20 protein-coding genes and 2 pseudogenes are annotated in these 22,081 nt (G+C 69.1%); 7 read left to right on the top strand and 15 right to left on the bottom strand.

Going from position 1 to position 22,081, the window contains the following annotated elements:
- Window positions 1-54 precede the first annotated feature (54 nt).
- The 4 genes from ACFYRY_RS13905 to ACFYRY_RS13890 all read right to left on the bottom strand — a co-directional run bounded on the left by ACFYRY_RS13905 (window position 55) and on the right by ACFYRY_RS13890 (window position 5,092).
- Window positions 55-1,062: a carbohydrate ABC transporter permease gene (locus tag ACFYRY_RS13905; protein WP_389143980.1), complete on the bottom strand. Its 1,008-nt coding sequence runs from the start codon at window positions 1,060-1,062 to the stop codon at window positions 55-57.
- Window positions 1,059-2,045, bottom strand: coding sequence for an ABC transporter permease (locus tag ACFYRY_RS13900; RefSeq protein WP_389143978.1), 987 nt, complete (start codon window positions 2,043-2,045; stop codon window positions 1,059-1,061). The genes ACFYRY_RS13905 and ACFYRY_RS13900 overlap by 4 nt, the downstream gene beginning before the upstream one ends.
- Window positions 2,046-2,735: 690 nt before the next feature.
- A complete protein-coding gene (gene mqnP / locus ACFYRY_RS13895) occupies window positions 2,736-3,638 on the bottom strand; it encodes a menaquinone biosynthesis prenyltransferase MqnP (protein WP_389143975.1) in 903 nt (300 codons plus the stop codon).
- Window positions 3,635-5,092, bottom strand: coding sequence for a menaquinone biosynthesis decarboxylase (locus ACFYRY_RS13890; RefSeq protein ID WP_389143972.1), 1,458 nt, complete (start codon window positions 5,090-5,092; stop codon window positions 3,635-3,637). The genes mqnP and ACFYRY_RS13890 overlap by 4 nt, the downstream gene beginning before the upstream one ends.
- A gap of 87 nt (window positions 5,093-5,179) precedes the next feature.
- Here ACFYRY_RS13890 and ACFYRY_RS13885 point away from each other — a divergent pair, with 87 nt between their 5' ends.
- Both ACFYRY_RS13885 and ACFYRY_RS13880 read left to right on the top strand, forming a co-directional pair.
- Window positions 5,180-5,563 (top strand): PLD nuclease N-terminal domain-containing protein, encoded by a 384-nt coding sequence (locus tag ACFYRY_RS13885; protein WP_389143970.1) that lies wholly within the window; start codon window positions 5,180-5,182, stop codon window positions 5,561-5,563.
- Window positions 5,564-5,665: 102 nt separating this feature from the next.
- Window positions 5,666-7,063 carry a purine-cytosine permease family protein gene (locus ACFYRY_RS13880; RefSeq protein ID WP_389143967.1) on the top strand — a complete coding sequence of 466 codons (1,398 nt, stop codon included), beginning with the start codon at window positions 5,666-5,668 and terminating at the stop codon, window positions 7,061-7,063.
- A gap of 217 nt (window positions 7,064-7,280) precedes the next feature.
- Here ACFYRY_RS13880 and ACFYRY_RS13875 read toward each other — a convergent pair.
- Both ACFYRY_RS13875 and ACFYRY_RS13870 read right to left on the bottom strand, forming a co-directional pair.
- Window positions 7,281-7,388: pseudogene (locus ACFYRY_RS13875) on the bottom strand (DUF397 domain-containing protein); the annotation flags it as partial.
- The gene (locus ACFYRY_RS13870) at window positions 7,342-8,301 is read right to left on the bottom strand and encodes a Scr1 family TA system antitoxin-like transcriptional regulator (RefSeq protein ID WP_389143964.1); all 960 of its coding nucleotides are present in this window, start codon (window positions 8,299-8,301) and stop codon (window positions 7,342-7,344) included. The gene ACFYRY_RS13870 and the pseudogene ACFYRY_RS13875, both read right to left, overlap by 47 nt.
- A gap of 113 nt (window positions 8,302-8,414) precedes the next feature.
- Here ACFYRY_RS13870 and ACFYRY_RS13865 point away from each other — a divergent pair, with 113 nt between their 5' ends.
- A complete protein-coding gene (locus ACFYRY_RS13865) occupies window positions 8,415-9,047 on the top strand; it encodes a hypothetical protein (protein ID WP_389143961.1) in 633 nt (210 codons plus the stop codon).
- Between the two features lie 40 nt (window positions 9,048-9,087).
- Here ACFYRY_RS13865 and ACFYRY_RS13860 read toward each other — a convergent pair whose 3' ends face one another.
- Window positions 9,088-9,777, bottom strand: coding sequence for a hypothetical protein (locus ACFYRY_RS13860; protein ID WP_389143958.1), 690 nt, complete (start codon window positions 9,775-9,777; stop codon window positions 9,088-9,090).
- 53 nt (window positions 9,778-9,830) lie between these two features.
- Between ACFYRY_RS13860 and ACFYRY_RS13855 the strand changes: the two are divergent.
- Both ACFYRY_RS13855 and ACFYRY_RS13850 read left to right on the top strand, forming a co-directional pair.
- Window positions 9,831-10,016, top strand: a pseudogene (locus ACFYRY_RS13855) (MerR family transcriptional regulator); the annotation flags it as partial.
- Between the two features lie 94 nt (window positions 10,017-10,110).
- Window positions 10,111-11,031: a transglutaminase-like domain-containing protein gene (locus tag ACFYRY_RS13850; protein ID WP_389143955.1), complete on the top strand. Its 921-nt coding sequence runs from the start codon at window positions 10,111-10,113 to the stop codon at window positions 11,029-11,031.
- Window positions 11,032-11,036: 5 nt separating this feature from the next.
- On the opposite strand, the gene ACFYRY_RS13845 is transcribed toward ACFYRY_RS13850, so the two are convergent.
- The gene (locus tag ACFYRY_RS13845; protein ID WP_389143952.1) at window positions 11,037-12,302 is read right to left on the bottom strand and encodes a PucR family transcriptional regulator; all 1,266 of its coding nucleotides are present in this window, start codon (window positions 12,300-12,302) and stop codon (window positions 11,037-11,039) included.
- A gap of 151 nt (window positions 12,303-12,453) precedes the next feature.
- On the opposite strand from ACFYRY_RS13845, the gene ACFYRY_RS13840 reads away from it, so the two are divergent.
- Together ACFYRY_RS13840 and ACFYRY_RS13835 are read left to right on the top strand one after the other, a co-directional pair.
- Complete coding sequence (locus ACFYRY_RS13840) at window positions 12,454-12,912, top strand: nucleoside deaminase (protein WP_389143950.1); 459 nt, start codon at window positions 12,454-12,456, stop codon at window positions 12,910-12,912.
- Window positions 12,905-13,870, top strand: a complete 966-nt coding sequence (locus ACFYRY_RS13835) for an isopenicillin N synthase family dioxygenase (protein WP_389143947.1) — start codon at window positions 12,905-12,907, stop codon at window positions 13,868-13,870. Before ACFYRY_RS13840 ends, ACFYRY_RS13835 begins: the two co-directional genes overlap by 8 nt.
- A gap of 54 nt (window positions 13,871-13,924) precedes the next feature.
- On the opposite strand, the gene ACFYRY_RS13830 is transcribed toward ACFYRY_RS13835, so the two are convergent.
- The 7 genes from ACFYRY_RS13830 to ACFYRY_RS13800 form a co-directional block, all read right to left on the bottom strand.
- A complete protein-coding gene (locus tag ACFYRY_RS13830; protein WP_389143944.1) occupies window positions 13,925-15,223 on the bottom strand; it encodes a glycosyltransferase in 1,299 nt (432 codons plus the stop codon).
- 1 nt (window position 15,224) lies between these two features.
- Entirely contained in the window at window positions 15,225-15,389 is a 165-nt protein-coding gene (locus ACFYRY_RS13825) for a hypothetical protein (protein WP_389143941.1), read from the bottom strand.
- A 121-nt stretch (window positions 15,390-15,510) separates the two neighbouring features.
- On the bottom strand, window positions 15,511-16,770 hold the full coding sequence (locus ACFYRY_RS13820) for a nucleotide sugar dehydrogenase (protein ID WP_389143938.1): 1,260 nt from the start codon (window positions 16,768-16,770) through the stop codon (window positions 15,511-15,513).
- 976 nt (window positions 16,771-17,746) lie between these two features.
- The gene (gene ccsB, locus ACFYRY_RS13815) at window positions 17,747-18,853 is read right to left on the bottom strand and encodes a c-type cytochrome biogenesis protein CcsB (RefSeq protein WP_389143935.1); all 1,107 of its coding nucleotides are present in this window, start codon (window positions 18,851-18,853) and stop codon (window positions 17,747-17,749) included.
- Complete coding sequence (locus ACFYRY_RS13810) at window positions 18,850-20,622, bottom strand: cytochrome c biogenesis protein ResB (protein WP_389143932.1); 1,773 nt, start codon at window positions 20,620-20,622, stop codon at window positions 18,850-18,852. Before ACFYRY_RS13810 ends, ccsB begins: the two co-directional genes overlap by 4 nt.
- Before the next feature lie 3 nt (window positions 20,623-20,625).
- The gene (locus tag ACFYRY_RS13805; protein ID WP_389143930.1) at window positions 20,626-21,396 is read right to left on the bottom strand and encodes a cytochrome c biogenesis CcdA family protein; all 771 of its coding nucleotides are present in this window, start codon (window positions 21,394-21,396) and stop codon (window positions 20,626-20,628) included.
- A 1-nt stretch (window position 21,397) separates the two neighbouring features.
- Window positions 21,398-22,048: a TlpA family protein disulfide reductase gene (locus ACFYRY_RS13800; protein ID WP_389143927.1), complete on the bottom strand. Its 651-nt coding sequence runs from the start codon at window positions 22,046-22,048 to the stop codon at window positions 21,398-21,400.
- Between the last annotated feature and the right edge of the window lie 33 nt (window positions 22,049-22,081).

Genomic DNA, 22,081 nt, shown 5'->3' with positions numbered 1-22,081 from the left:
GGTGTGAGGCGTGCGCGGGGAGGCGTGAGGCGTGCGCGGGGAGGCGCGGACTGCTCAGCCCTTGATCGCGCCGATCATGATCCCCTTGGTGAAGTACCGGGCGACGAAGGGATAGATGAGCAGGACGGGCACGCTCGCGATGACGATCAGGGAGTACTTGAGCAGGTCGGCGAGTTGCTGGCGTTCCAGCATCTGGGAGGCGTCCGTCATGCCGCCGGAGGTGGTGTTGAGGATGAGGATGTTCCGCAGCACCAGCTGGATCGGGTAGAGGTCGGCGTCCTTGAGGTAGAGCAGGGCGTCGAAGTAGGAGTTCCACTGGGTGATGGCGTACATCAGCGCCACCACGGCGATCATCGGTTTGGCCAGGGGCAGGGCGACCTTCCACAGGAAGCGCAGATCCCCGCATCCGTCGAGCTGGGCGGCCTCGTACAACTCGTCGGGGATCATGGTGCGGAAGTAGGTGCTGGCGATGACGACCTGCCAGACGCCGATAGCCTGCGGGACGATCAGCGCCCACGGAGTGTTGATCATCCCGAGTGCCTGGACCACCAGATAGGTGGGGATCAGGCCTCCGGAGAACAGCATGGTGAAGATCACCACCCCCATGACCGGGCCGCGCCCGAACAGGGTCTTGCGGGACAGGGGGTAGGCCAGGGCGATCGTGAGGACGACGCTGACGAACGTGCCGGCCCCCGTGTAGAAGAGCGAGTTGAGGAATCCGGTGACGATCTGCGGGTCGCTCAGGGCGACTTCGTAGCCGCGCAGGGAGAAATCGACCGGCCAGAACAGCACCCGGCCGGACGAGACGGCTATCGGGTCGCTGAGCGAACTGGCGACGATGTTCAGCAGCGGAAGCAGAACGACGGCCAGAAACGTGCACAGCAGCAGGTAGGTGCAGAACAGGAACATCCGGTCGGTCCGGGTCTCCTGGATGTGCCGCTGCCGTCCCGGCCCTTGGAGCGGGAGCGGACGCGTGGAGCGGCGGCCCCGGTGGATGCCGGGCCGGCGCGGGCGGTCCTCGTTCTCCGGGCCGGCAACCGCTGTGATCTGTGACCGGCTCATGACCATACCCCGCTCCCGGTGAGTCGTTTGGCGACGAAGTTCACGCAGACCAGCAGGGCCAGATTGACCACCGAGTTGAGCAGTCCGATGGCGGTCGCCTGGCTGAAGTCGGCGTTGAGCAGGCCGGTCTTGTAGACGTAGGTGGCGATGATCTCCGAGGCGCTGAGGTTCATCGGGTTCTGCAGCAGGTAGGCCTTCTCGAAGCCGATGGTCATGATGTTGCCGACGGCGAGGACGAGGATGATCACCGCGGTCGGCCTGATGCTCGGCAGGTCGACGTGCCAGATCTTCTGCAGTCGGGTGGCGCCGTCGACGCGTGCCGCCTCATACAGCGACGGATCGACACCTGAGAGGGTGGCCAGGTAGATCACCGCCGAGTACCCCGCGGTCTGCCAGATGTCCGACCAGACGTAGATGTGCCGGAAGTAGTCCGCGTCCGCCAGCAGGTCCGTCCTGCCGACGCCGAGGAAGCCGGTGACATGGCTGATCAGACCTGTCTGGGGAGACAGGATCATGATCGTCATCGAGACGACGACCACGGTGGAGATGAAGTACGGCGCGTACGTCACCATCTGGACGGTCCGCTTGAAGATCCCCTGACGGATCTCGTTCAGCGCCAGCGCCAGGACGACCGGCACCGGGAAGCCCGCGATCACCGCGTAGAACGACAGCAGGAAGGTGTTCTTCACCAGCTGCCAGAAGACCGGGTTGCCGAAGATCTGCTGGAAGTTGCGCAGGCCCACCCAGTCGCTTCCCCAGACGCCCCTGATGATGTTGTAGTCCTTGAAGGCGATGACCGCGTTGGTCATGGGGACGTACTTGAAGATCGCCAGGTGGACCAGCGGCACCATCAGCAGTAGGTAGAGCGTCCAGTGCCGGGTGACACTGCGCCGGGCCCGGCGCCGCATGCTCACCTTCGGCACCCGGACCGTCGTCGGCGCACGGAGCGTCTTCGGCACGCCGAGCGTGGTCGAACTGCCCATTGCTGCGTCTCCTTGTCGGGCCGTGCGGGGAGGGGAACGGACAGTGGGCTCGCGAGGCAGTGACGGCCGTGACACCTCGTAGGCAGCGGCCGACGTCCCATGGCTGTGGCGGGCGCGCGGGCCGGACGTGCGGCCTCGGTCGGCGGCGCGCTCAGGCCGGCGCCCGCTGCACGACGTGTCAGCCGTGTCGGCGAAGTGTCAGCCGTGCCGGCGAATGAAACGCTCGCCGCGGATTCCGGCGAGTAAGAGGTGGGAGGCGGGCGCCGCGACAGCGCGGGTGTCGACGGTGGCCGCGCGGCCGGAACGGCTCGGGCGGGGCCGGTGGTTGCTGATCGGTTCAGTCATGGTGCGTGGCCATCCCGGCCCGCGGGCCGTGGTGTCGGTTCGGAGTCACGGCAGCCACCCGCCGTCACGCGTCTATGGCTGTCCCTGCGGAACAGTAGGTTCCGGACATGGGATGGATTTAAGAGCCACCGGGCACCACTGTCCATACCTGCGGCAGAAATTTATATATGCGACCGCACCACCTGCGGTTATTCAATCCACTGACCGTGGCGGCCGCAGGCGCCTCTCCCCTACGATCACGGTCATGGGATGTATTGCCTCGGTGTCACGTGGTCCGGTGACCGGCCGCCATGGGCTTGGGGCCCGCGCTGTCGGGGCTGCCGACGGCGGGCCGGCCACCGCCGCTCACACCGTCAGACCACGCACCAGCAGATCCAGCAGCGCGCACCCGAACAGGGCGATGCCGATGAAGCCGTTGACGCTGAAGAACGCCCTGTTCAGCCGGGACAGGTCATGCGGGCGCACGATCGAGTGCTCGTAGACGAAGGCGCCGGCCACGATCATCAGGCCCAGCCAGAAGAAGGTGCCCGCGTCCGTCGCCACCGCGTACCAGACGAACAACGCCGTGGTGAGCGCGTGGCAGACCCGCGCCCCCCAGACGGCCGCCGGGATGCCGAAGCGGGCCGGGACCGACAGCACGCCGATCTCCCGGTCGGTCTCCACGTCCTGGCAGGCGTAGATCAGGTCGAAGCCGCCGATCCAGATGCCGACGGCCAGGCCCAGGATCACCGCGTCCCAGGACCACTCGCCGGTGACGGCGAGCCAGCCGCCGACCGGGCCCATGGCCTGCGCGAGACCGAGGATGGCCTGCGGGAAGTTCGTGAACCGCTTGCCGTACGGATACACCACCATCGGGATCACCGCGATGGGGGCGAGGGCCAGACACAGCGGGTTCAGCAGGGCCGCCGAGCCCAGGAAGACCACCAGCGCGATCAGCGCGCCCGTCCAGGCGTGGCGGACCGACATCGCACCGGTCACGAGTTCACGGTGCGCCGTACGCGGATTCCTCGCGTCGATCTCGCGGTCGATGATCCGGTTGACCGCCATCGCGAAGGTGCGCAGGCCCACCATGCAGACGGTGACCAGCAGCAGGCGGCCCCAGTGGATGTTCTTGTCCCACTGGAACATGGCCGTCAGTGCGGCGATGTACGCGAAGGGCAGGGCGAAGACCGAGTGCTCGATCATCACCAGGCGCAGGAACGCCTTGGTGCGCCCCGGTTGCGGAAGAGCGGCTGACGCGCTGCTCACAGGCCGTACTCCTTCCAGCGGCGGTCGACCTTCGCCGCCGTCTCCGGGTCAGACTCCACCATGTCGGGCCAGCCGCCGTCACGGGTGTAGCCCTCCTCGGGCCATTTCCTGGTCGCGTCGATGCCCGCCTTGCCTCCCCAGAACTGCTGGTAGGAGGCGTGGTCGAGATGGTCGACGGGGCCCTCGACGAGGGACAGGTCACGGGCGTAGTCGGTGTTGCCGAGCGCCCGCCACGCGACCTCGTGCAGGTCGTGGACGTCACAGTCCGCGTCGACGACCACGATCAGTTTGGTCAGGGACATCATGTGGGCGCCCCAGACGGCGTGCATCACCTTCTGGGCGTGCTTCGGGTACTTCTTGTCGATCGAGACGATCGCGCAGTTGTGGAAGCCGCCCGCCTCGGGCAGGTGGTAGTCCACGATGTCCGGGATGATGATCTTGAGGAGCGGCAGGAAGAACCGTTCCGTGGCGCGGCCGAGCGGGCCGTCCTCCGTGGGCGGGCGGCCCACGACGATCGACTGGAGCAGCGGCCGCTTCCGCATCGTCACGCAGTCGATCTTCAGCGCGGGGAAGGGTTCCTGCGGGGTGTAGAAGCCGGTGTGGTCGCCGAAGGGGCCCTCGGGCAGCATCTCGCCGGGCTCCAGCCAGCCCTCGATCACGACCTCCGCCTGCGCGGGCACCTGGAGGGGGACGGTCTTGCAGTCGACCATCTCGATCCGCTTGCCGGCGAGGAACCCGGCGAAGAGGTACTCGTCGATGTCCCCGGGGAGCGGGGCGGTGGAGGCGTACGTCACGGCCGGCGGGCATCCGAAGGCGATCGCGACCGGCAGGCGTTCGCCCCGCCTCGCCGCCACCTGGTAGTGGTTGCGGCTGTCCTTGTGGATCTGCCAGTGCATGCCGATGGTGCGCTTGTCGTGCCGCTGGAGGCGGTAGAGCCCGAGGTTGCGGATCCCGCTCTCCGGGTCCTTGGTGTGGGTGAGCCCCAGGTTGAAGAAGGAGCCGCCGTCCTTCGGCCAGGTGAACAGCGCGGGCAGCCGGTCGAGGTCGACGTCGTCGCCCTGGAGCACGACCTCCTGCACCGGTGCGTCCTGGGACTTCACCTTCTTCGGCGGTACGTGCGTCATCGCGCCGAGCTTCCCGAAGGCCTCCCGCACACCGATGAACCCCTGCGGCAGCTCGGGCCGCAGCAATCCGCCGATCTTCTCCGAGATCTCGCCGTACGACTTCAGGCCGAGCGCCTTCAGCAGCCGCCGGTCGGTCCCGAAGACGTTCATCGCGAGGGGCATGTCGGAGCCCTTCACGTTCTCGAAGAGCAGCGCGGGGCCGCCGGACTTCTGCACCCGGTCGACGATCTCCCCGACCTCCAGGTACGGATCCACCTCCGCCTTGATCCGCTTGAGGTCGCCCTCGCGTTCCAGGGCCCTGAGCAGGGAACGAAGATCGTCGTAAGCCATGGGGTCAAGTATCCCCGAGCGACTAGGCTGGCCCGGTACCTGGGGTCCGTGCTACTGGCCCCGACGACCGTTCAACCGAGAGGCCCCATGCTCCGGGTACTGATGTTCCTCGTGCCACTGGCGCTGAGCGTGTACGCGTTCATCGACTGCATCAGCACGAAGGACGAGGACGTCCGCCACATGCCCAAGCCGCTGTGGGCGATCCTCGTGCTGGTGTTCCCGCTGGCGGGCTCGATCTCCTGGCTGATCGCGGGCAAGAAGCGGCACCCGGCCGGCGCGGGTGGCTACACGGGCCTCACGGGTTCCGCCGGTTCGCCGTGGAGCCGGGGCGGCGGGCGGCAGTGGGTGGCGCCCGACGACAACCCGGAGTTCCTCAAATCCCTGAGGGACCAACCCGACAACAACGGGGACCACGGGGACAACGGGGACGACGGCCGGAAGCGCCCCGGCGACGACCCCAAGGGCGACTGACGAGACCGCGGCCGGTCCCTACAGGTTGTACGCCGACGAGCCTCTCGAAGCGGACAATGCGCCCCTGGGCCGGAACACGTCCGGAGCGGACACTTACCTCGCATGACGACTGCTCCGGCCGACTCCGCCGGCACCCTCGCTCCCGCATACGGTGACAAGGTCATCGCCGTCGAGACGGCGGGCTCGGACCCGATCCCCGACGCCGAACGCCACGGCTCCCCGCTCCAGCTCCTGTGGACCTGGGCGTCTCCCAACATCGAGTTCGCGACGGTCTACATCGGCGTGATCTCGGTCCTCTTCTTCGGTCTGAGCTTCTGGCAGGCGACCGCCGCCATCCTCCTCGGCACCGCGGTCGGGGCGATCGCCCAGGGCGTGCTCTCCCTGGACGGGCCCCGGTTCGGGGTGCCGCAGATGGTGATCGGCCGCTTCTCCTTCGGCCACCGGGGCAACGTGCTGCCGTCCGGTGTCAACGCGGTGGTCGCGGGCGTGGGCTGGTTCGCCGTCAACAGCGTCAGCGCGGCCTTCGCGTTGAACACGCTGACGGGACTGCGTCCGCTGCCCTCGCTGCTGCTCGTGGTGGCGGCGGAGATCCTGATCGGCTTCATCGGCCACAATTTCGTGCACGTCTTCGAGAAGTACGCGTTCCCGGCGCTCGCGGTGATCTTCCTGGCGGCCGGGGTGTGGACCTTCAAGGACGCCCACCTGGGCGGCGGCGGCGCGGGCGGCGGCATCGGCGGCTTCCTGCTGGCGTTCAGCGCGGCCTGGGGGTACGCGGCGGGCTGGAACCCGTACGCCACGGACTACTCGCGCTATCTGCCGCGTACGGCGAGCAAGTTCAAGACGGTCCTCTACCCGGCGGTCGGCCTGTTCGTGTCGGTCGCCGTGGTGGCCGTCATCGGCGCGGCCTCCGCGACGATCGTGGCCCCGAAGGACGCCACCCCCACCGCTGCCTTCACCGGTCATCTCCCCGGCTGGCTGGGCGACCTGGTGCTGCTCGCCATCATCCTCGGCGCGGTCTCCGCGAACGCCCTGAACGTCTACTCCTCCGCCATCTCGCTCACCTCCCTCGGCCTGAAGCTCCCGCCGTGGCTGGGCCGCGGCACGCTGGTCGTGTTGTCCGGAGTCGCCGGTACGGCGGCGGCATGGGCGTCCCTCTCGGACGCGGGCTCGGCGTACGAGGCGTTCCTGCTGGTCATCGCCTACTGGGTGGGCCCGTGGCTCGGCGTCGTCCTGGTCGAGCGCCTGCTCCAGGGCCGTACGACGAGCGACGAGGTGCTCGCGTCCCGCCTCGGTGACCGCACCTTCACCAACTGGCCCGGTGTCACCGCCCTGTTGATCGGCGTGGCGGTGTCCGTCCCGCTCTTCTCCAACCAGGAGAAGTACGTCGGCTACGTACCCGAGCACTGGCCGTCCTTCGGGGACAGCACCCCGCTGGTCGGTTTCGCGGTGAGCGCGGGACTGTACGCGGCGTTGCGGGGGCGGCTGGGGTCCAGGGCGTAACGGCTAGGGCGTGTTGCGAAAGTCCCGTCGTCCGCCCGGAGGGCGGGCCGAGCGGCGTCGTGGGGGCCCCTCCCGCTCGAGCGCAGCCGAGAGTGGGGGAGCGTGCTCTCGGCGTGCCGGGCGGAAGCCCTCGTACTGGTTGTACGTGGGGTTTCGCCCGGTGCGGCGAGAGTGCGTGCCAGACGTCGCTCGGCAGGCGGGACTTTCGCAACACGACCTAGCGCAGAGCGGAGGTGAAGGCGGCCCAGGCGGAACGGGAGACCAGGAGGACGGCGCCGTCAGGGTTCTTGCTGTCGCGGACGGGGACGACGGTGGGGAATCCTGGGGCGACTTCGATGCAGTTGCCGCCGTTGGCGTCGCTGTGGCTGCTCTTGGTCCAGGTCGCGGCGCTGAGATCGTGGCTGTTCATGATGCTCGTACCTCTCCATCGCGTCGCCGATCAGCGCGGCGGACTCGGGGGCTGACGGAGAGTCCGCCCTGAGCACATCATAGGTCTGGCTGTGCCGGGCGTAGACGGCCGGATCGCCGTTGAAATGGCCACGGTCAAGCGATTCCGAGTAGACCCACTCATGCCCGTCGGGCAGTTTGATCAACGACATGGAGCCGCTGGGACGCTCCAGTCCGATGCGGTCGGCCGGGGCCACCTGGATATGGATGTGGGGGAGCTGCCCCACGCTGAGCAAATGCGCGCACTGGTCTCGCATGACGGCCCCGCCACCCACCACGTTGCGCAGACAACTCTCGTCCAGGACGACCGTGTAGAACGGGCCACCGTCGGCCAGGAAGCGCCGCTGTCGGCTCAGTCGAGCCCGAACGCGTTCCTCCAACTGGTCGCCGCGCACAAGTCGCGAGAACAGGGCCCGCGCGTAGTCCTCCGTCTGCAACAGCCCGGGAATGACCCGCTCTTGATACTCCCGCAGGGCAACGGCCACCTCATCCATCTCGGCCCGCCGCCGGAACCAGTCCGGATGCTCCACCTGCGGATACCAGTCCACCTTCCCCCACAACCGCGCCAACACCCCACCCGTACCCAGCACTTCGTCGCACTTCTTCGCGAACGTGTCCTGCGGTACCCGCGTCCCCGCCTCCACCCGGGCCACGTGCGAGCGGTCGCAGGGGATCTCCTTGGCCAGCCCGTCCTGCGTGAGCAGGGCCTTCTCGCGGAAATGCCGGAGCACCTCGCCGAACAGGTCGGCGCTCGTCACCCCGGACGCCCCCTCCGCATTGCGCCGCGTCACCGCGTCCCCCTCCGTGTCAAAGAGCCACTCGCACGCGCCAGGCATTGATACGGACCGTTCCCGTGGGCGACGCTCGATACACCCAGAGTTACGAAAGGTGCCGAGAGTTGCACATGCCTGAGCGGTTGGAACCGGGAACGCTCGTCTATGACCCGCAGGCCGGGAAAGTGGGCGAGTACCAGGACAGGGTGGGCCCGTACGCGATGCTGCGCCCCGTCGGCGGCGGCCGGGAGTGGCAGGCTGACCCGTCGCGGATCCGGACGGCGACGCAGGATGAACGGCTGAGTGCGGGAGTGAAGGCGCTCAACGACCGCTTCCGGGAGGGCCTGGGGGCGCCGCGCGAGGTGGCTGACGTGTCCCGTCCGCCCGTACCGGTCCCCGGCTGCGGGAGTTGCGAGGAGTTGGCGACCCGCCGGGACGAGGCACGGGCCGCCTTCGACGGCAGCGCGGAGACGGACGCGAACGTGCTGCTGCGTCAGCACCAGGGCCGGGACCACGGAGGCACCCCGGCCGCCGGGCGCCGGATCTTCCGGTACGTGCCGTACTCGATCGTGCAGGACCCCTCGGCGCAGCCGGAGTACGAGGCGTACTGCGTCTCCGGCGAGGAGGCGGAGTGCGGGGCGGGGTCGGGCCCCTGCCAGGCCCCGGCCGCGGTCGAGGAGTGGCAGCGCCGGCACACCCAGGAGACCCGCCACCTGCGCTACCGCCGCAGCTTCGCGGACTACGCGGTGCTGGAGCGGCAGTGAGGGCCGCCCCGCACCGCCGGGGACCGAGGGTCGGGCTCGCCTACAGGAATCCCCCCGTCCGTGACGCCTCGTTCTTCGCCACCTCCCCGGGTGCCCCCGCCGCGACCACCGTGCCGCCGCTGTTGCCACCGCCGGGGCCCAGGTCGATCAGCCAGTCGGAGGCGCGCATCACGTCCAGGTTGTGCTCGATGGTGACGACGGAGTGGCCCGCGTCGACGAGGCGTTGGAGTACGTCGAGGAGGCGGGCGGTGTCGGCGGCGTGCAGGCCGGTGGTCGGTTCGTCGAGGAGGTAGAGGGTGCGGGCGCCGGGCTTGCGGCCCAACTCCTTGGCCAGCTTGAGGCGTTGGGCCTCGCCGCCGGAGAGGGTGGGTGCGGGCTGGCCGAGCGGGAGGTAGCCGAGGCCGACGTCGACCAGGCGCCGTACCCGCTCGGTCAGGTCGGCGACGACGGGCTCCACGAACAGCCACTCGTCGGGGGTGACCCGCTCCTTCAACCCGCCCAGCCAGAGCGCGAGTTCGTCGAGCGGGAGACTCGCCGCCGCGACGATCGTGAGGCCGTGCACGGTGACCGCCCGGCTCTCAGGCCGCAGCCGGCTGCCCCCGCACGCCCCGCAGCCCGCCTTCACCAGCGCCTGCTTCTCGGTCCGTTCCCGGTACTCGGTGTCCTCGATCCGGTCGGCGTACCGCCGCATCAGCGCCGTCACCACGCCCTCGAACCGGCCCCCGAGCACGGTGGCGGGCGGCTCGACGCCGGGGAACCGCTCTCGGAACTCGGGGCTTTCGACTGGAGGGACTGCGCCAGGAGGGCAGCAGCGAGGCGCTGCGGGCGGCTGTCAGCGCGCGCGGGGCGGCGCTGACGGCCCGCACCCGCGCGATGCTCGAAGGGGCGGGCGCGCTGTACGACTACCTCAGCGCGACCGGGACGACGACAGGATCGGCAGCGGAGGGGCCGGGCCCATCACCCACGTGATCACGGCCGGCACGGCACCGGTTCCCGGCTCTGGACATGTGCGGGGGGATTTTGACACGGTGAGGGGCACCGGCCCTATTCGAACATACGGCCGATGACACCTTCGTGGAGGCCTGCCGTGTCGCTCGACTTCTACGCCGCCCAGAGCCCGTTCTCCGACCCGGGAGACCTGGCCCACCGGTACACCGGCCTGCCGCGTGATCCCGCCGGACTCGCCCGCACGGTCCGGGATCTGCTCATCCACCGCCTGGAAGGCGAGCTCCTCGGGTACGCCATTCCCACCGACCGCCTCCACAACGACGCCGAGACCCGGTACACCGACGACATCCTGCGGATCCTCGTGGCACGCGACGACGCCCCGCTGACCCGGCGGCGGGCGGTCGAGGACCGGTTCGTCGGGGTGTGCCGCGACTTCACGCTGCTGCACTGCTCGTTCCTGCGCCATGTGGGCGTCCCGGCCCGGCTGCGGTCCGGCTTCGCCGACTACTTCGGCACGGACGGCTTCCACGGTGACCATGTGGTCACCGAGTACTGGGACACGGAACGCGGCTGGCTGCTCGCCGACGCCCAGCTCGCCGACCCGGGCATCACCCGGCACTGGAACGCGGACTTCGACCCCATGGACGTTCCGCGCGACCGCTTCCTCGTCGCGGGCCAGGCGTGGCGGGCCGTCCGTGAGGGCGGGGCGGACCCGAGGACCTTCGGGCTCCATCCGCCGGAGCAGGGGCCCATGTTCGGGGAGCGGTTCGTCGCCGGCAACGTCCGGCTCGACCTGGCCGCCCTGAACAAGGTGGAGACCCTGTTGTGGGACGTGTGGGGAGAGGACGGCGAGTTCGGCGAGCCCCTGTCCGAAGCGTCCCGCGAGCTCTACGACCGCGTCTCCCTGGTCGCGGGTGACGACGTGTCCTTCGACGGGGCGCGCAAGCTGTTCACCGAGGACGACGTCCTGCGCACCCCGAAGACGGTGCTGTGTATGGCGCCGTACAACGGGACCAGCCGGGTCACGCTGCGCTGAGCGAGTCAGGCGACGGTCCGCAGTCCGCCCCGGCCCGTCGCGCCCGTCCCCCGCACCACCCGGTGCGCACAGGCCGCCGCCAGCAGCTCGCCCAGCAGGTCCGGGTCGTCGATCTCCAGGCCCAGAAGGGACTCGATGCGTTCCAGTCGCTGGTAGAGGGACTGGCGGCCGATGTGCAGGAGGGCGGCCGTGCGGGTCGGGGAGCAGCCGTTACGGAGGTGGACCTCCAGGGTGCGGACGAGGTCGCTGGGGCGGGTCGCCTCCCAGGCCAGCAGCGGGCCCAGCGCGTGCTGGACCAGCCCCGCCAGACGCTCCCGGTTGGCGTCCACCCCGCCCCGGGTCAGCTCCCGCTCCAGGGCCAGGGCCCGGGAGGATGTCACCAACGGGCCGTCGGGTACGCCGGGTTCGGCGGCCGGGACGGTCAGCGCCAGCTCCAACGTCGTACGGGCGGCTCGGAGCGTGTCGCTCCAGCGCAGCCAGCCACCGTCGGAGGTGACGGCATGGCCCACCGCGACGGTGAGCCCGGGAGCCGCGACGGCGCGGAAGGCGTCCTGGACGGCGCGGACCGGGTCGCCGGGGCGGGTGCCGTGGCCCGGCAACGACAGCAACGCCAGCACGTCGCCCGGAAACGCCGCCCGCAGGGCGCTCGCCCCGCCCAACAGCCGTACCGCACGATCCACCGTGCTCACATCCCGCGCGCAATGCAGGGACACGCCGAGCAAGCGGGCACCCGGGCCGGGGTGGAAGCCCGCGAGGGCGGACCGGGCCTCGACCTCGGGCTGGTTCAGGGCCGCGCGGTCCGCCAGGTCCGCCAGCAGGGCGGCCGTGTGGTCGCCGCCCCAGGGGCGGACCACGGAACGGCCCGACAGGCCCCGCGCCACGATCGCCCGGTTCGCGGCCTCCGTGATCCGCACGAAGGGCACGACCCGGTGCAGGGACAGCAGCGGCATACCCAGCCGGCGGGCCTCGTCGGTCACCTCGGCCGGCATGTCCGGCAGGGCGCGGCCCACCTCCACCGCGAGCCCCGCCGCGCCCCGGGCCGCCAGCTCGCGCACATAGCGGCGGCGGACCTCGTCGTCGGCGTCCGTCAGCCCGAAGCCGTTGGTCAGCAGCAGCTCGCCGCCGTCGAGGAAGTTGGCGCCCTCGTAGACCTCGCTGGAGTGGACCCAGCGCACGGGGCGGTCCAGGGCGGCCTCTCCGGCCAGGAGCTCGGGCGCGGCGGCCCGTACCGGGTCGAGGGCCAGGACTTCACGGAGGGTGAGTGCGGGCACGGGCACCTCCAGGGCGCTGACAGTTCGTCCTACTGCGCGTCGCGGACAGTTCGTCCGACTGCGGGTCGCGGACAGTTCGTCCGGCTACGGGATGCCGGGAGAGTACTTTCCGCACGTTGCCCTCGTGTTTCGGCCACAGGAGAGTGAACGTATGGACCCCATGGATCAGGCGACGGCACGCATCTGGCTCGCCACCGCCGTCGAGGAGGCCCGCGCCGGGCTCGCCGAGGGCGGCATCCCGATCGGCGCCGCCCTCTACTCCCCCGACGGCACGCCCCTCGGCCGCGGCCACAACCGGCGCGTCCAGGACGACGACCCGTCCATGCACGCGGAGACGGCCGCCTTCCGGGCGGCGGGACGGCAGCGGTCGTACCGCGGTACGACGATGGTGACGACCCTCTCGCCGTGCTGGTACTGCTCCGGACTGGTCCGCCAGTTCGGGATCTCGCGGGTCGTGATCGGCGAGGCGGCCACCTTTAACGGCGGGCACGACTGGCTGGCGGAGGCAGGCGTGGAGATCGTCCTGCTCGACGATCCCGAGTGCGTCGCCATGATGCGCGACTTCATCAAGAACCATCCGGCACTGTGGAACGAGGACATCGGTGAGTGAGCCCCGCATTCCCACGATCGACTTGAAGCCCTGGCTGAGCGGTGACCCGGACGTCCGCGCCGGCATCGCCCGGACCGTCGACGAGGCCCTTCAGACCGCCGGGTTCCTGCTGGTCACCGGGCACGGCGTGGACCCGGCCCTGCGCTCCGGGATCCGGGAGGCCGCGCGGACGTTCTTCCGGCTGCCCGCCGAGGCCAAGCAGCCGTACGCGGCGAAGGTCGGCGGGCGCGGCTGGCTGGGGCCGGGTGCGGAGGCCAACGGGTACGCGGAGGGCACCGAGACCCCGCCGGACCTGAAGGAGTCGCTGACGTTCGCGACGCACGAGCCGTTCGACGACCCAGTCGTCAACGCCGAGTGGTACGCGCCGAACGTCTGGCCCTCCCAGGTGCCCCAGCTGCGAGTGCTCTGCGAGGAGTACCTGGCGCGGATGGCCGAACTGGAGAAGGAACTGCTGTCCCTCCTCGGCGAGGCGCTCGGCCTCGAACCGGACTTCTTCTCCCGGCACATGGACCATCCGACGTACGGCTTCAACATCAACTGGTACCCGGGCACCGAGGTCGTCGGCACCCCGCAGCCGGGCCAGTTCCGCATCGGCCCGCACACCGACTTCGGGACGGTGACGATCCTCGACCGGCAGGCCGGCAAGGGCGGCCTTCAGGTGTACACCGACGAGGGCGGCTGGGAGGACGCGCCCTACGACCCGGACGCGTTCACCGTCAACGTCGGTGACCTGCTGGCCCGTTGGACCGGCGACCGCTGGCGGTCCGGACGCCACCGGGTCCTTCCCCCACCGCCCGACGCGCCCGCCGAGGAGCTGATGTCCCTGGTCTACTTCGGCGAGTGCACGCCGGGCACGCGTGTGGAGTCAGTCCCGGCGCCGGTGGGACGGGTCGCGTATCCGCCGGTCGACTCGCATGTGTACCTGCGGGAAAAGCTGGACTCGATCACGGTCGACTGACGGGACCGGAAAGAGGAGCCGGCCAACCGCCGACCGGGGCACCTCCCGGCCTTGTCAGCTGCCGTCTGCGACGGGAGCTGAGAGAGAGACTTTGCGGGTGCCCCAGTGTGTGGTGCGGGCTTGAGTGAGGGCCCAGTACATGGCAGGGCGGACGACGAGCAGATTGAGCACCGTCACCAGGGGTGTGAGGAAGAGCCAGGCGATCAGCTTCTGACGGGTCGACAGCTCCGGCCGCAGAGCTGCATACATGCCTGTTTGGGCGTAGGTCATGATGAGCCAGTATCCGAGCCCCTGGACGAACAGCATCTTGCCATCGGTGTGGTAGGGCACGACGAACAGAACCCAGACGTACAGGATGGGCAACGTCGCTGTGACAACCAGGCCGTAGAGTCGAAAGAACAGGGGAGCTGCGGAGAAATTCGTCAGTTCCCACCCGACGTAGCGCCAGTACGACTTGAACCATCGGACTCGTTGCGTGAACAACTCGTTCAGGTCCGTGGGCATCTTGCTGTAGACCCACGCCTCGTTGACCGCCACCACCTGGCCACGCTGTAGTGCGTAATGAGTCAGACGCCTGTCGTCTCCCGCCGTTCCGGAGCTGACGTAGTCGTCCAGGTTGTCCAGGACCAACTCCTTGCGGTACACGGCGAGAATGCCGGAAGTGGGGGCGACTGCCCCGACCTGAGAGCGGGCCATTCGTGTGACCAGGCACCAGGTGACAATCTCGAGGTCGATCACTCGCGTCAACAAGTTGTGCGCGTAGTTGGAGACCAGAGTCAGCCCGGTGCACGCCTGAATCCGGGGGTCGGACATGGCCTTCAAGCAGTGCGCCAGACCCATGCCGTGCACGATCGAGTCGGAGTCGACGGTCATGATGAGGTCATAGGTCGAGGGATCGACCGTGCGCAGCACGTTTGCCTGGGCTTCACGTTTCCCTGCGTTGTCCTGGCGATGCCAGGTCACGAGAGGGTGCTCGAACGGAACCACCGGAACCTTGGAACCGTCGTCGACGACGTGGATGGCATCGGGCGGACGTACTTGGTTGATGAGCGCCCAGACTGTCTTGTACAGCGCGTCGGGCGGTTCGTTGTAGGCGGGAACGATGGCCAGCACGCGACCCTCGTACTCCGGCAGGTGGGTGAAGCTTCTGCCCTTCACCACCGCAGCCAGCGAGTAGATCAGAACTGCCGTAATGGCGGCGTAGAAGACCAGGGCGGCTCCCCAGGGCTGGGTACTCCAGTAGATGTGGTAAATGAGTGTCCAGGCGGCGGCCGCCACGGAGGCGGCCACACACACCCAGGTCTGCCACGGAGCATGCACGCCCCGCTTTGACGTGCGGTGCTGCTCGGACATGTCAGGAACGCCCTCGCTGCTGACGGGTGACGGCCCGGTAGGTAAAGGCCCCAGCCAGGACGAGCGTCACCGCTACGGCCAGTATCCAGTTCAGTGTGACGCTCGCCCCGAAGAGCGTGAGCGCGCCCACTCCGGTCCTGGCCAGTGCACCGTCGTCGTAACCCATGGTTTCCCCTCTGTGGATCGGCTTTGCTTGACTTCTGTGGTGGTTGGTTGGCCGACCGGGCCACACGGCTTTGTGCGGTCACTCGGCATGTGATGTGCCCAGGAGGCTTGGCGTCCGCGTCCTACAGCCGCTCGACGCACGGGCCGCCCGGCACGACGCCCCGCGTGTCCAGCACGAAGGCCGCCTCGGCGGCGACCTGCGTGAGGTCGAACTCGGCGTGGGGTGTGAGCACTACTACGGCGTCGAAGTCGGCAACGCTCATGCCGTCGGCCGCGGCGGCGAAGGGGATGTCCCGGCAGCCGCCTCCCGAGAGGTAGGGGTCCACCACGGTGACGTCCGCGCCCATCTCACGCAGCCGGTCGATGACCTGGACAGCCGGCGACTGACGGGCGTCCGCGGTGCCTGGCTTGTAGGCGGCTCCGAGCGCGAGGATGCGAGCGCCGTGCACGCTGCGGCGGAAGCGCCGGTTCAGAGCGTCCTGCAGGCGGCGCACGACGTAGTCGGGCTGGCTGTCGTTGATGTCCTGGGCGAGCTCGATGAGCCGGAAGGTCTGCCCGTGCCGGGCCTTGACGTGGTGGCTGAGGTAGACCGGGTCGATGGGCAGGCAGTGCCCGCCGACACCGGGTCCAGGCAGGAACTTGGTGAAGCCGAACGGCTTGGTCTCCGCGAGGTTCAGGGTGTGCCACACATCCACGCCGAGGGTGTGCGCCATCCGGGAAAGCTCGTTGACCAGCGCTATGTTGACGTGCCGGAAGGTGTTCTCAAACACCTTGGCCAGCTCCGCCTCCTCCAGCCCGGAGGCCGAGACGGTGACCTCGGTGACCGTGTCGTAGAAGGCCTTCACCCGCTGCAGGCACGTTTCTGTCAGCCCGGAGACGATCTTGGGAGTGTTCTCCAGCCTCCACGCGGTATTGCCCGGGTCGATGCGCTCCGGGCTGAACCCGACGTGGAAGTCGCGGCCGGCCGTCAGGCCGGACCCCTCCTCAAGCAGGGGGATGAGCACATCCCGGGTGGTACCGGGGTGAGTGGTCGACTCCAGGACCACCGTGGCCCCGGGTTCGAGGTGCACGGCCAGCACGCGGGCCGCTTCCCTCACACAGCTCAGGTCCGGGGCGCGGTCGGTCAACGGCGTCGGCACCGTGATGACCGCGATGTCGAAGCCCTTGAGACGCTTCGGATCCGATGTGGGCGCGTAGGCGCCGGAGCGCAGCGCGGACTGCAGGCGGTCGGAGTCGATGTCCTCAACGTAGGACGAACCGGACAGCAGTCGGTCACAACGGCCGGTGTCGGGCTCGTAACCGACCACGGCGTGCCCCGCCTCGGCTGCCCGCATTGCCAGGGGCAGGCCGACATAGCCCTGCCCGAGAACGCAGATGTTCATGGTGGATCCCCTCCTGGAGCCGGCCCGCGGCAAATGTGGGCCGACGAACGGCGCCCCTGAGGTGCGGTCACCGCCCTGATCCGGGCAGGCGTCCGCGGCGCCGACTGGTGCATGGGTTTGCGGTACGGACCGGATCCTTTGCTGCCACCCCCCGTCGGGTTGCAGTAGGCGGCCCGTTAATTCACCGCCGGCTCGACGACCGGTTCAGGCCCCCTGCCTGAACGTGCGCAAGACGCGCACATCGATCTTCACAACTCCCCCTCATTCACTCTGTCAAGAGTTCAATAGACTGGCGAGAAGTGGAAGCCCTGTGGCCGATTTGAAATTTGTGACTTATCTCGCAATGACCAACCGTCAGACCTGTCCGGCCATCAGCAGACAAGCTTTGGCCACGACTTGTGTGTCCTGCCGCCCCCGGCGAACGGGCGCGCACGACGGAGCGGCGGCCCGGCGGCACCCTTGGTGGCGCGATCCAGAGCCACGGCGCCGTGGCCGGAATTGATGTTCACAATTCCTCCGAACTTGTCGGTCACCGAGGCTTCGGCGGGCACCCAGGAACCTCTACGGGACCCTGACCGCGTACATGCGATTTTGCGACTGAGAACCGTTGCATTCCTTAATTCAGTGCGCCCCCTGCGCGCCCCTGTACCACCGGCGGAGCCCACCGGCCCGGCCCGGCTACCGCACAGTCAAGGGCCCTGACGGCGTTCCGGACGCCGCTGCGGACCACGGGGCCGTGACGGCGACGCGGATATGCGGACGTGCACGCCGGGAACCCGCGCGAGGACCCGGGCCTTCCCGCGGGCGGCGGGGAGGCGCTTCAGGCGCCGGCCCAGGGGCAGCCCGCGCCGCGTCCCGCTCGGGCGGCCTCCGCGGCCGCGTCCACGCCCCCCTTGCCCGTTCCGGACGACGAAGGCCGGTCCCCCGTGAACCACATCACAGGGAACCGGCCTTCATGGCAGGCGAGTTGCCGGAGCTACACGCCCGCGTACGAGTGCATGCCGCCGACGAAGATGTTCACGCCGTAGTAGTTGAACAGCCAGCAAGCGAACGCGATCAGGGCCAGGTAGGCGGCCTTGCGGCCCTTCCAGCCGGCCGTGGCGCGGGCGTGCAGGTAGCAGGCGTAGGCGACCCAGGTGATGAACGCCCAGGTCTCCTTGGGGTCCCAGCCCCAGTAGCGGCCCCAGGCGTCGCCCGCCCAGATCGCGCCCGCGATGATCGTGAACGTCCACAGCGGGAAGACGGCCGCGTTGACGCGGTAGGAGAACTTGTCCAGGGACGCGGAGGACGGCAGCCGCTCCAGGAAGGACGTGGCGAAGGTGCCGGGCTTGCCGCCGTTGGCGAGCTTGTTCTCGTACGAGTCCTTGAACAGGTACAGGATCGTGGTGACGGCGCCCACGTAGAAGACCGCGCCGCACAGGATCGCGGTCGAGACGTGGATGTACAGCCAGTACGAGTGGAGGGCGGGAACCAGCTGGTCGCTGGCGGTGTACAAGACGGTGACGGCGATGCCGAGATCGAGCAGGACCGTCGTGATCAGGAACAGCCCGAGCCAGCGCACGTTCTTCCGCAGCGCGAGCAGCGCCAGGTACACCCCGACGGCCACGGTGGAGAAGGTGATGTTGAACTCGTACATGTTGCCCCACGGCGCCCGCTGCACCGACAGGGCCCGGGCGAGCACACCGCCGAGCTCGATGAGGAACGCGAGCACGGTGAGCGAGATGGCGATACGCCCGTAGAGGTCGCCCTGCTCGTTCCCGCCGTGCGCCCCGGGCCCGTCCGGCACGTCCCGCGCCCCGGCCGCGGCCCGTACGACGACCTTGGGCCGCTCCAGTACGGCGGTCCCGCCGGCGTTCTTCACCGTCACCTCGGGCGCCTTCGCCCCGCCACCGGCACCGGCACCGCTGGTGAGCGCCGCCGCGGTGCGGCCGATCTTGCTGCGGCTGCCGAAGATCCATTCGGTGATGTACGCGAAGAAGGCCAGCGTGTAGACGGCCATCGAGGAGTAGATCAGCGTGTTGCTGAGGTTCGCGAGGTTTTCGTTGGTTGCGGCGGCCAGATCGGTAGCGGCGGCGAGAGTCATTTCGTCTCAGCCCCTTCGGCAGGTACGACGTCGGAGTCGGGGGTGTGGGGGGTGCGGGTGTCGTCGGAGGGGTCAAAGGCCCCGTCGGAGTCCGACGGGTCTTGTGGGTCGGGGGCGCCCGGTGCCTGGTCGTACAGGATCCCGGCGAGGTCGCCGAGTTCCTGGGGCACCTTCGCGGACTCGCTGCGGCCGAGGCCCGCCATTTCAATGACCGTCACCCCGTCAGCACTGCGCGTAGCGCGTACCCACACGCGGCGGCGCTGGATGAACAGGGAGGCGGCGAGACCGAAGATGGCGACCACGGCACCGCCGAGCGCCCAGCCCGCCCCGGGCTGCCGGGTGACCTGGAAGTTCGCCCACTCCTTGATCCCCTTCTCGAAGGTGACCGAGCCGGCGCCGTTCGGGAGTTGCATGGTCTGGCCGGGCCGCAGGTTCTTCCGCAACTGCTGGCCCTTGGAGTCCTTGAACCCCTTCATGTTGGTCTTGTCGAGCTGGTACACGCTCTGCGGGATGCCCGCGTCGACGCCGAGGTCGCCGTGGTACGCCGCCAGGTTCAGCACCGGGTTCATCAGCGCCGGGAACTGTGAGACCACCGAGGTACCGCCGCCGTAGGTCGGCAGGAAGGCGGCCTGGAAGCCGAGCTGGTCCTTCTTCCCGTCGGGGTCGCGGTAGCCGTCCATGACCTTGATCGCACCGGTGGAGGTGACGTTGGAGTCGAGCGGCAGCAGCGGTACGGCGTCATTGAAGACGACGTCGCCCTTGCCGTCGCGCACGGTGATGACGGGCGCGTAGCCGTGGGCGGTGAGGTAGACCTTCGAGTCGCCCACCCGCAGCGGCTCGTTGACCTTGATGGTGGTCTTCTTGGCCTTTCCGTAGGCGCCGACGCTGTAGTCCACGGTCGCCTGGTAGGTGCGCGGGGTGCCCCGGTTCGGACCGGACGTCTCGTAGGTGCCGGTGAACTTGTCGAGGTTGAAGCTGAAGGGGTCCAGGTCGTCCTGGGTGAACAGGGTCCCGGACTTGAAGTCGTCGTACTGGGTGAGGGTGTTGGAGAAGCCGCCGTCGCCCTCGACGATCAGCTTGTTGCCCTCGGACTTGAAGAGCTGGCCCCAGGCGAAGGCGACCAGCATCACGACCAGCGCGATGTGGAAGGCGAGGTTGCCGAACTCCCGCAGGTAGCCCTTCTCGGCGGCGACCGCGTCACCGGCGGTGTGCGCGCGGAAACGGCGCTTCTTCAGCAGGGTGAGCGCGGCTTCACGGATCTGTTCGGGCTCGGCCTCGGTGCGCCAGGTCGTGTAGGCGGGCAGCCGGGTCAGACGCCGGGGAGCGCCCGGCGGGCGGCCGCGCAGCTGGCCCACGAACTGCCAGCTGCGGGGCACGATGCAGCCGATGAGGGAGATGAACAGCAGGATGTAGATCGCCGAGAACCACACCGAGCTGTAGACGTGGAAGAGGCCGAGCTTGTCGTAGATCGGGCCGAGGACGGAGTGCTTCTGCTGGAAGTCGGCGACCTTCGTCTCGTCGGTCCCGCTCTGCGGGATCAGGGAGCCGGGGATCGCGCCGAGCGACAGCAGCAGGAGCAGCAGCAGCGCGACCCGCATGGAGGTGAGCTGTCGCCAGAACCAGCGGGCCCAGCCGAGGACGCCCAGGGTGGGCAGGTTGAGGGCGTCCTCCTGGGGGGCGGTGGACAGCTGGGAGCCGGCCGCGCCCAGGTCCTTGTCGTCCGCCCGCTCGGTGGCGGTGTCGGAGGCGGTCTCGGGAGTCGCGCTCATCGTTCAGATCCCCACAGTGAAGCCGTTGGACCAGGTCTGCATCTGCTGCACGATGCTGTCCCACGCGCCGGTCAGCAGCAGCAGCCCGGTCGCGATCATCATGCCGCCGCCGATCCGCATGACCCAGACGTAGTGGCGCTTGACCCAGCCGAAGGCGCCGAGCGCCTTGCGGAAGGCGACCGCGGCCAGCACGAACGGTACGCCGAGGCCGAGGCAGTAGGCGACGGTCAGTATGGCGCCGCGGCCCGCGCTGCCCTGGTCCTGGGAGAGGATCAGTACGGAGGAGAGGGTCGGGCCGATGCACGGCGTCCAGCCGATGCCGAACAGCGCGCCGACCAGGGGGGCGCCGACCAGACCGGTCGAGGGCCGCTGGTGGAAGCGGAACTCGCGCTGGGTCATCCAGGGCATCAGGCCCATGAAGAAGACACCCATGAGGATCATGAACACGCCCAGCACCTTGGACGTGACGTCCTTGTGCTGCTGGAGCGTGTCGCCGAAGTACCCGAAGAGGGCTCCGCTGGAGACGAACACGGCGGTGAAGCCGAGGACGAACAGCGAGGCACCGGCCACCATCCGCCCGCGCCGCGCCTGAGCCAGGTCGGTCCCGGCGACGCCGGTGACGTAGGAGAGGTAGCCGGGGACGAGGGGCAGGACGCACGGGGAGAAGAAGGAGACGAGGCCGCCGAGCAGCGCGACGGGCAGGGCCACCAGCAGGGCGCCGTTGAGCACCGTGCCGTTGTAACCCGTGGCGGCGAGCGTGGACGCTACGGTCACGTCACTTCTCCGCGAGGACCGGCTTGAGCATGGCCCGCAGCTTCTCCTCGCTGAGCGCCTGCAGCGTCCGCGCGGCGATCTTCCCCTGTCGGTCGATGATCAGCGTCGAGGGGATGGCCTGCGGGTTGAGGGTGCCCTTCTTGAAGCGGAGCATCAGCTTGCCCGTCGGGTCGTAGAGACTCGGGTAGCTGACGCCGAACTCCTTCTCGAAGGCCCTGGCCAGACTGACCTTGGCGTCGCGGGTGTTGATGCCGACGAACTGGACGCCCTGGTCCTTGACGTCCTTGTAGACGGTCTCGAAGTTCTTCGCCTCGGCACGGCAGGGCGGGCACCAGGAGCCCCACACATTGAGGACGACGACCTTGCCCTTGTAGTCGGCGACGTCCAGCTGCCCGCCGTCCACGGTCTCGCCGGACAGGTCGGGGAGGTCGGCCCGCTCACCCTTCGCGGCGGTGGAGACGCCGTTGGCCCCGGTGACGAAGTTGGTGTCGCCGCCACCGCCCGAGGTGCCGCCCGAGCCGCACGCCGAGAGGGTCAGCGCGACGGCCGCGGCACCGGCGGTGAGCAGGACGGCGCGGCTACGGGTGCGGTTGGTGCGCTGCGCGGTGGACGAGTCGTCGGTGCGCAGGGGGGCGCGGTGGGCGGCACTCATGTGAAAAGTTTCGCATGCCCGTTCTGGGGATCT

This window comes from Streptomyces sp. NPDC005263 (assembly GCF_042872365.1).
In the GTDB taxonomy this organism is placed as follows: domain Bacteria; phylum Actinomycetota; class Actinomycetes; order Streptomycetales; family Streptomycetaceae; genus Streptomyces.
The sequence above is the reverse complement of the archived record's forward strand: the minus strand, read 5'-3'. Positions and strand labels throughout refer to the sequence as shown.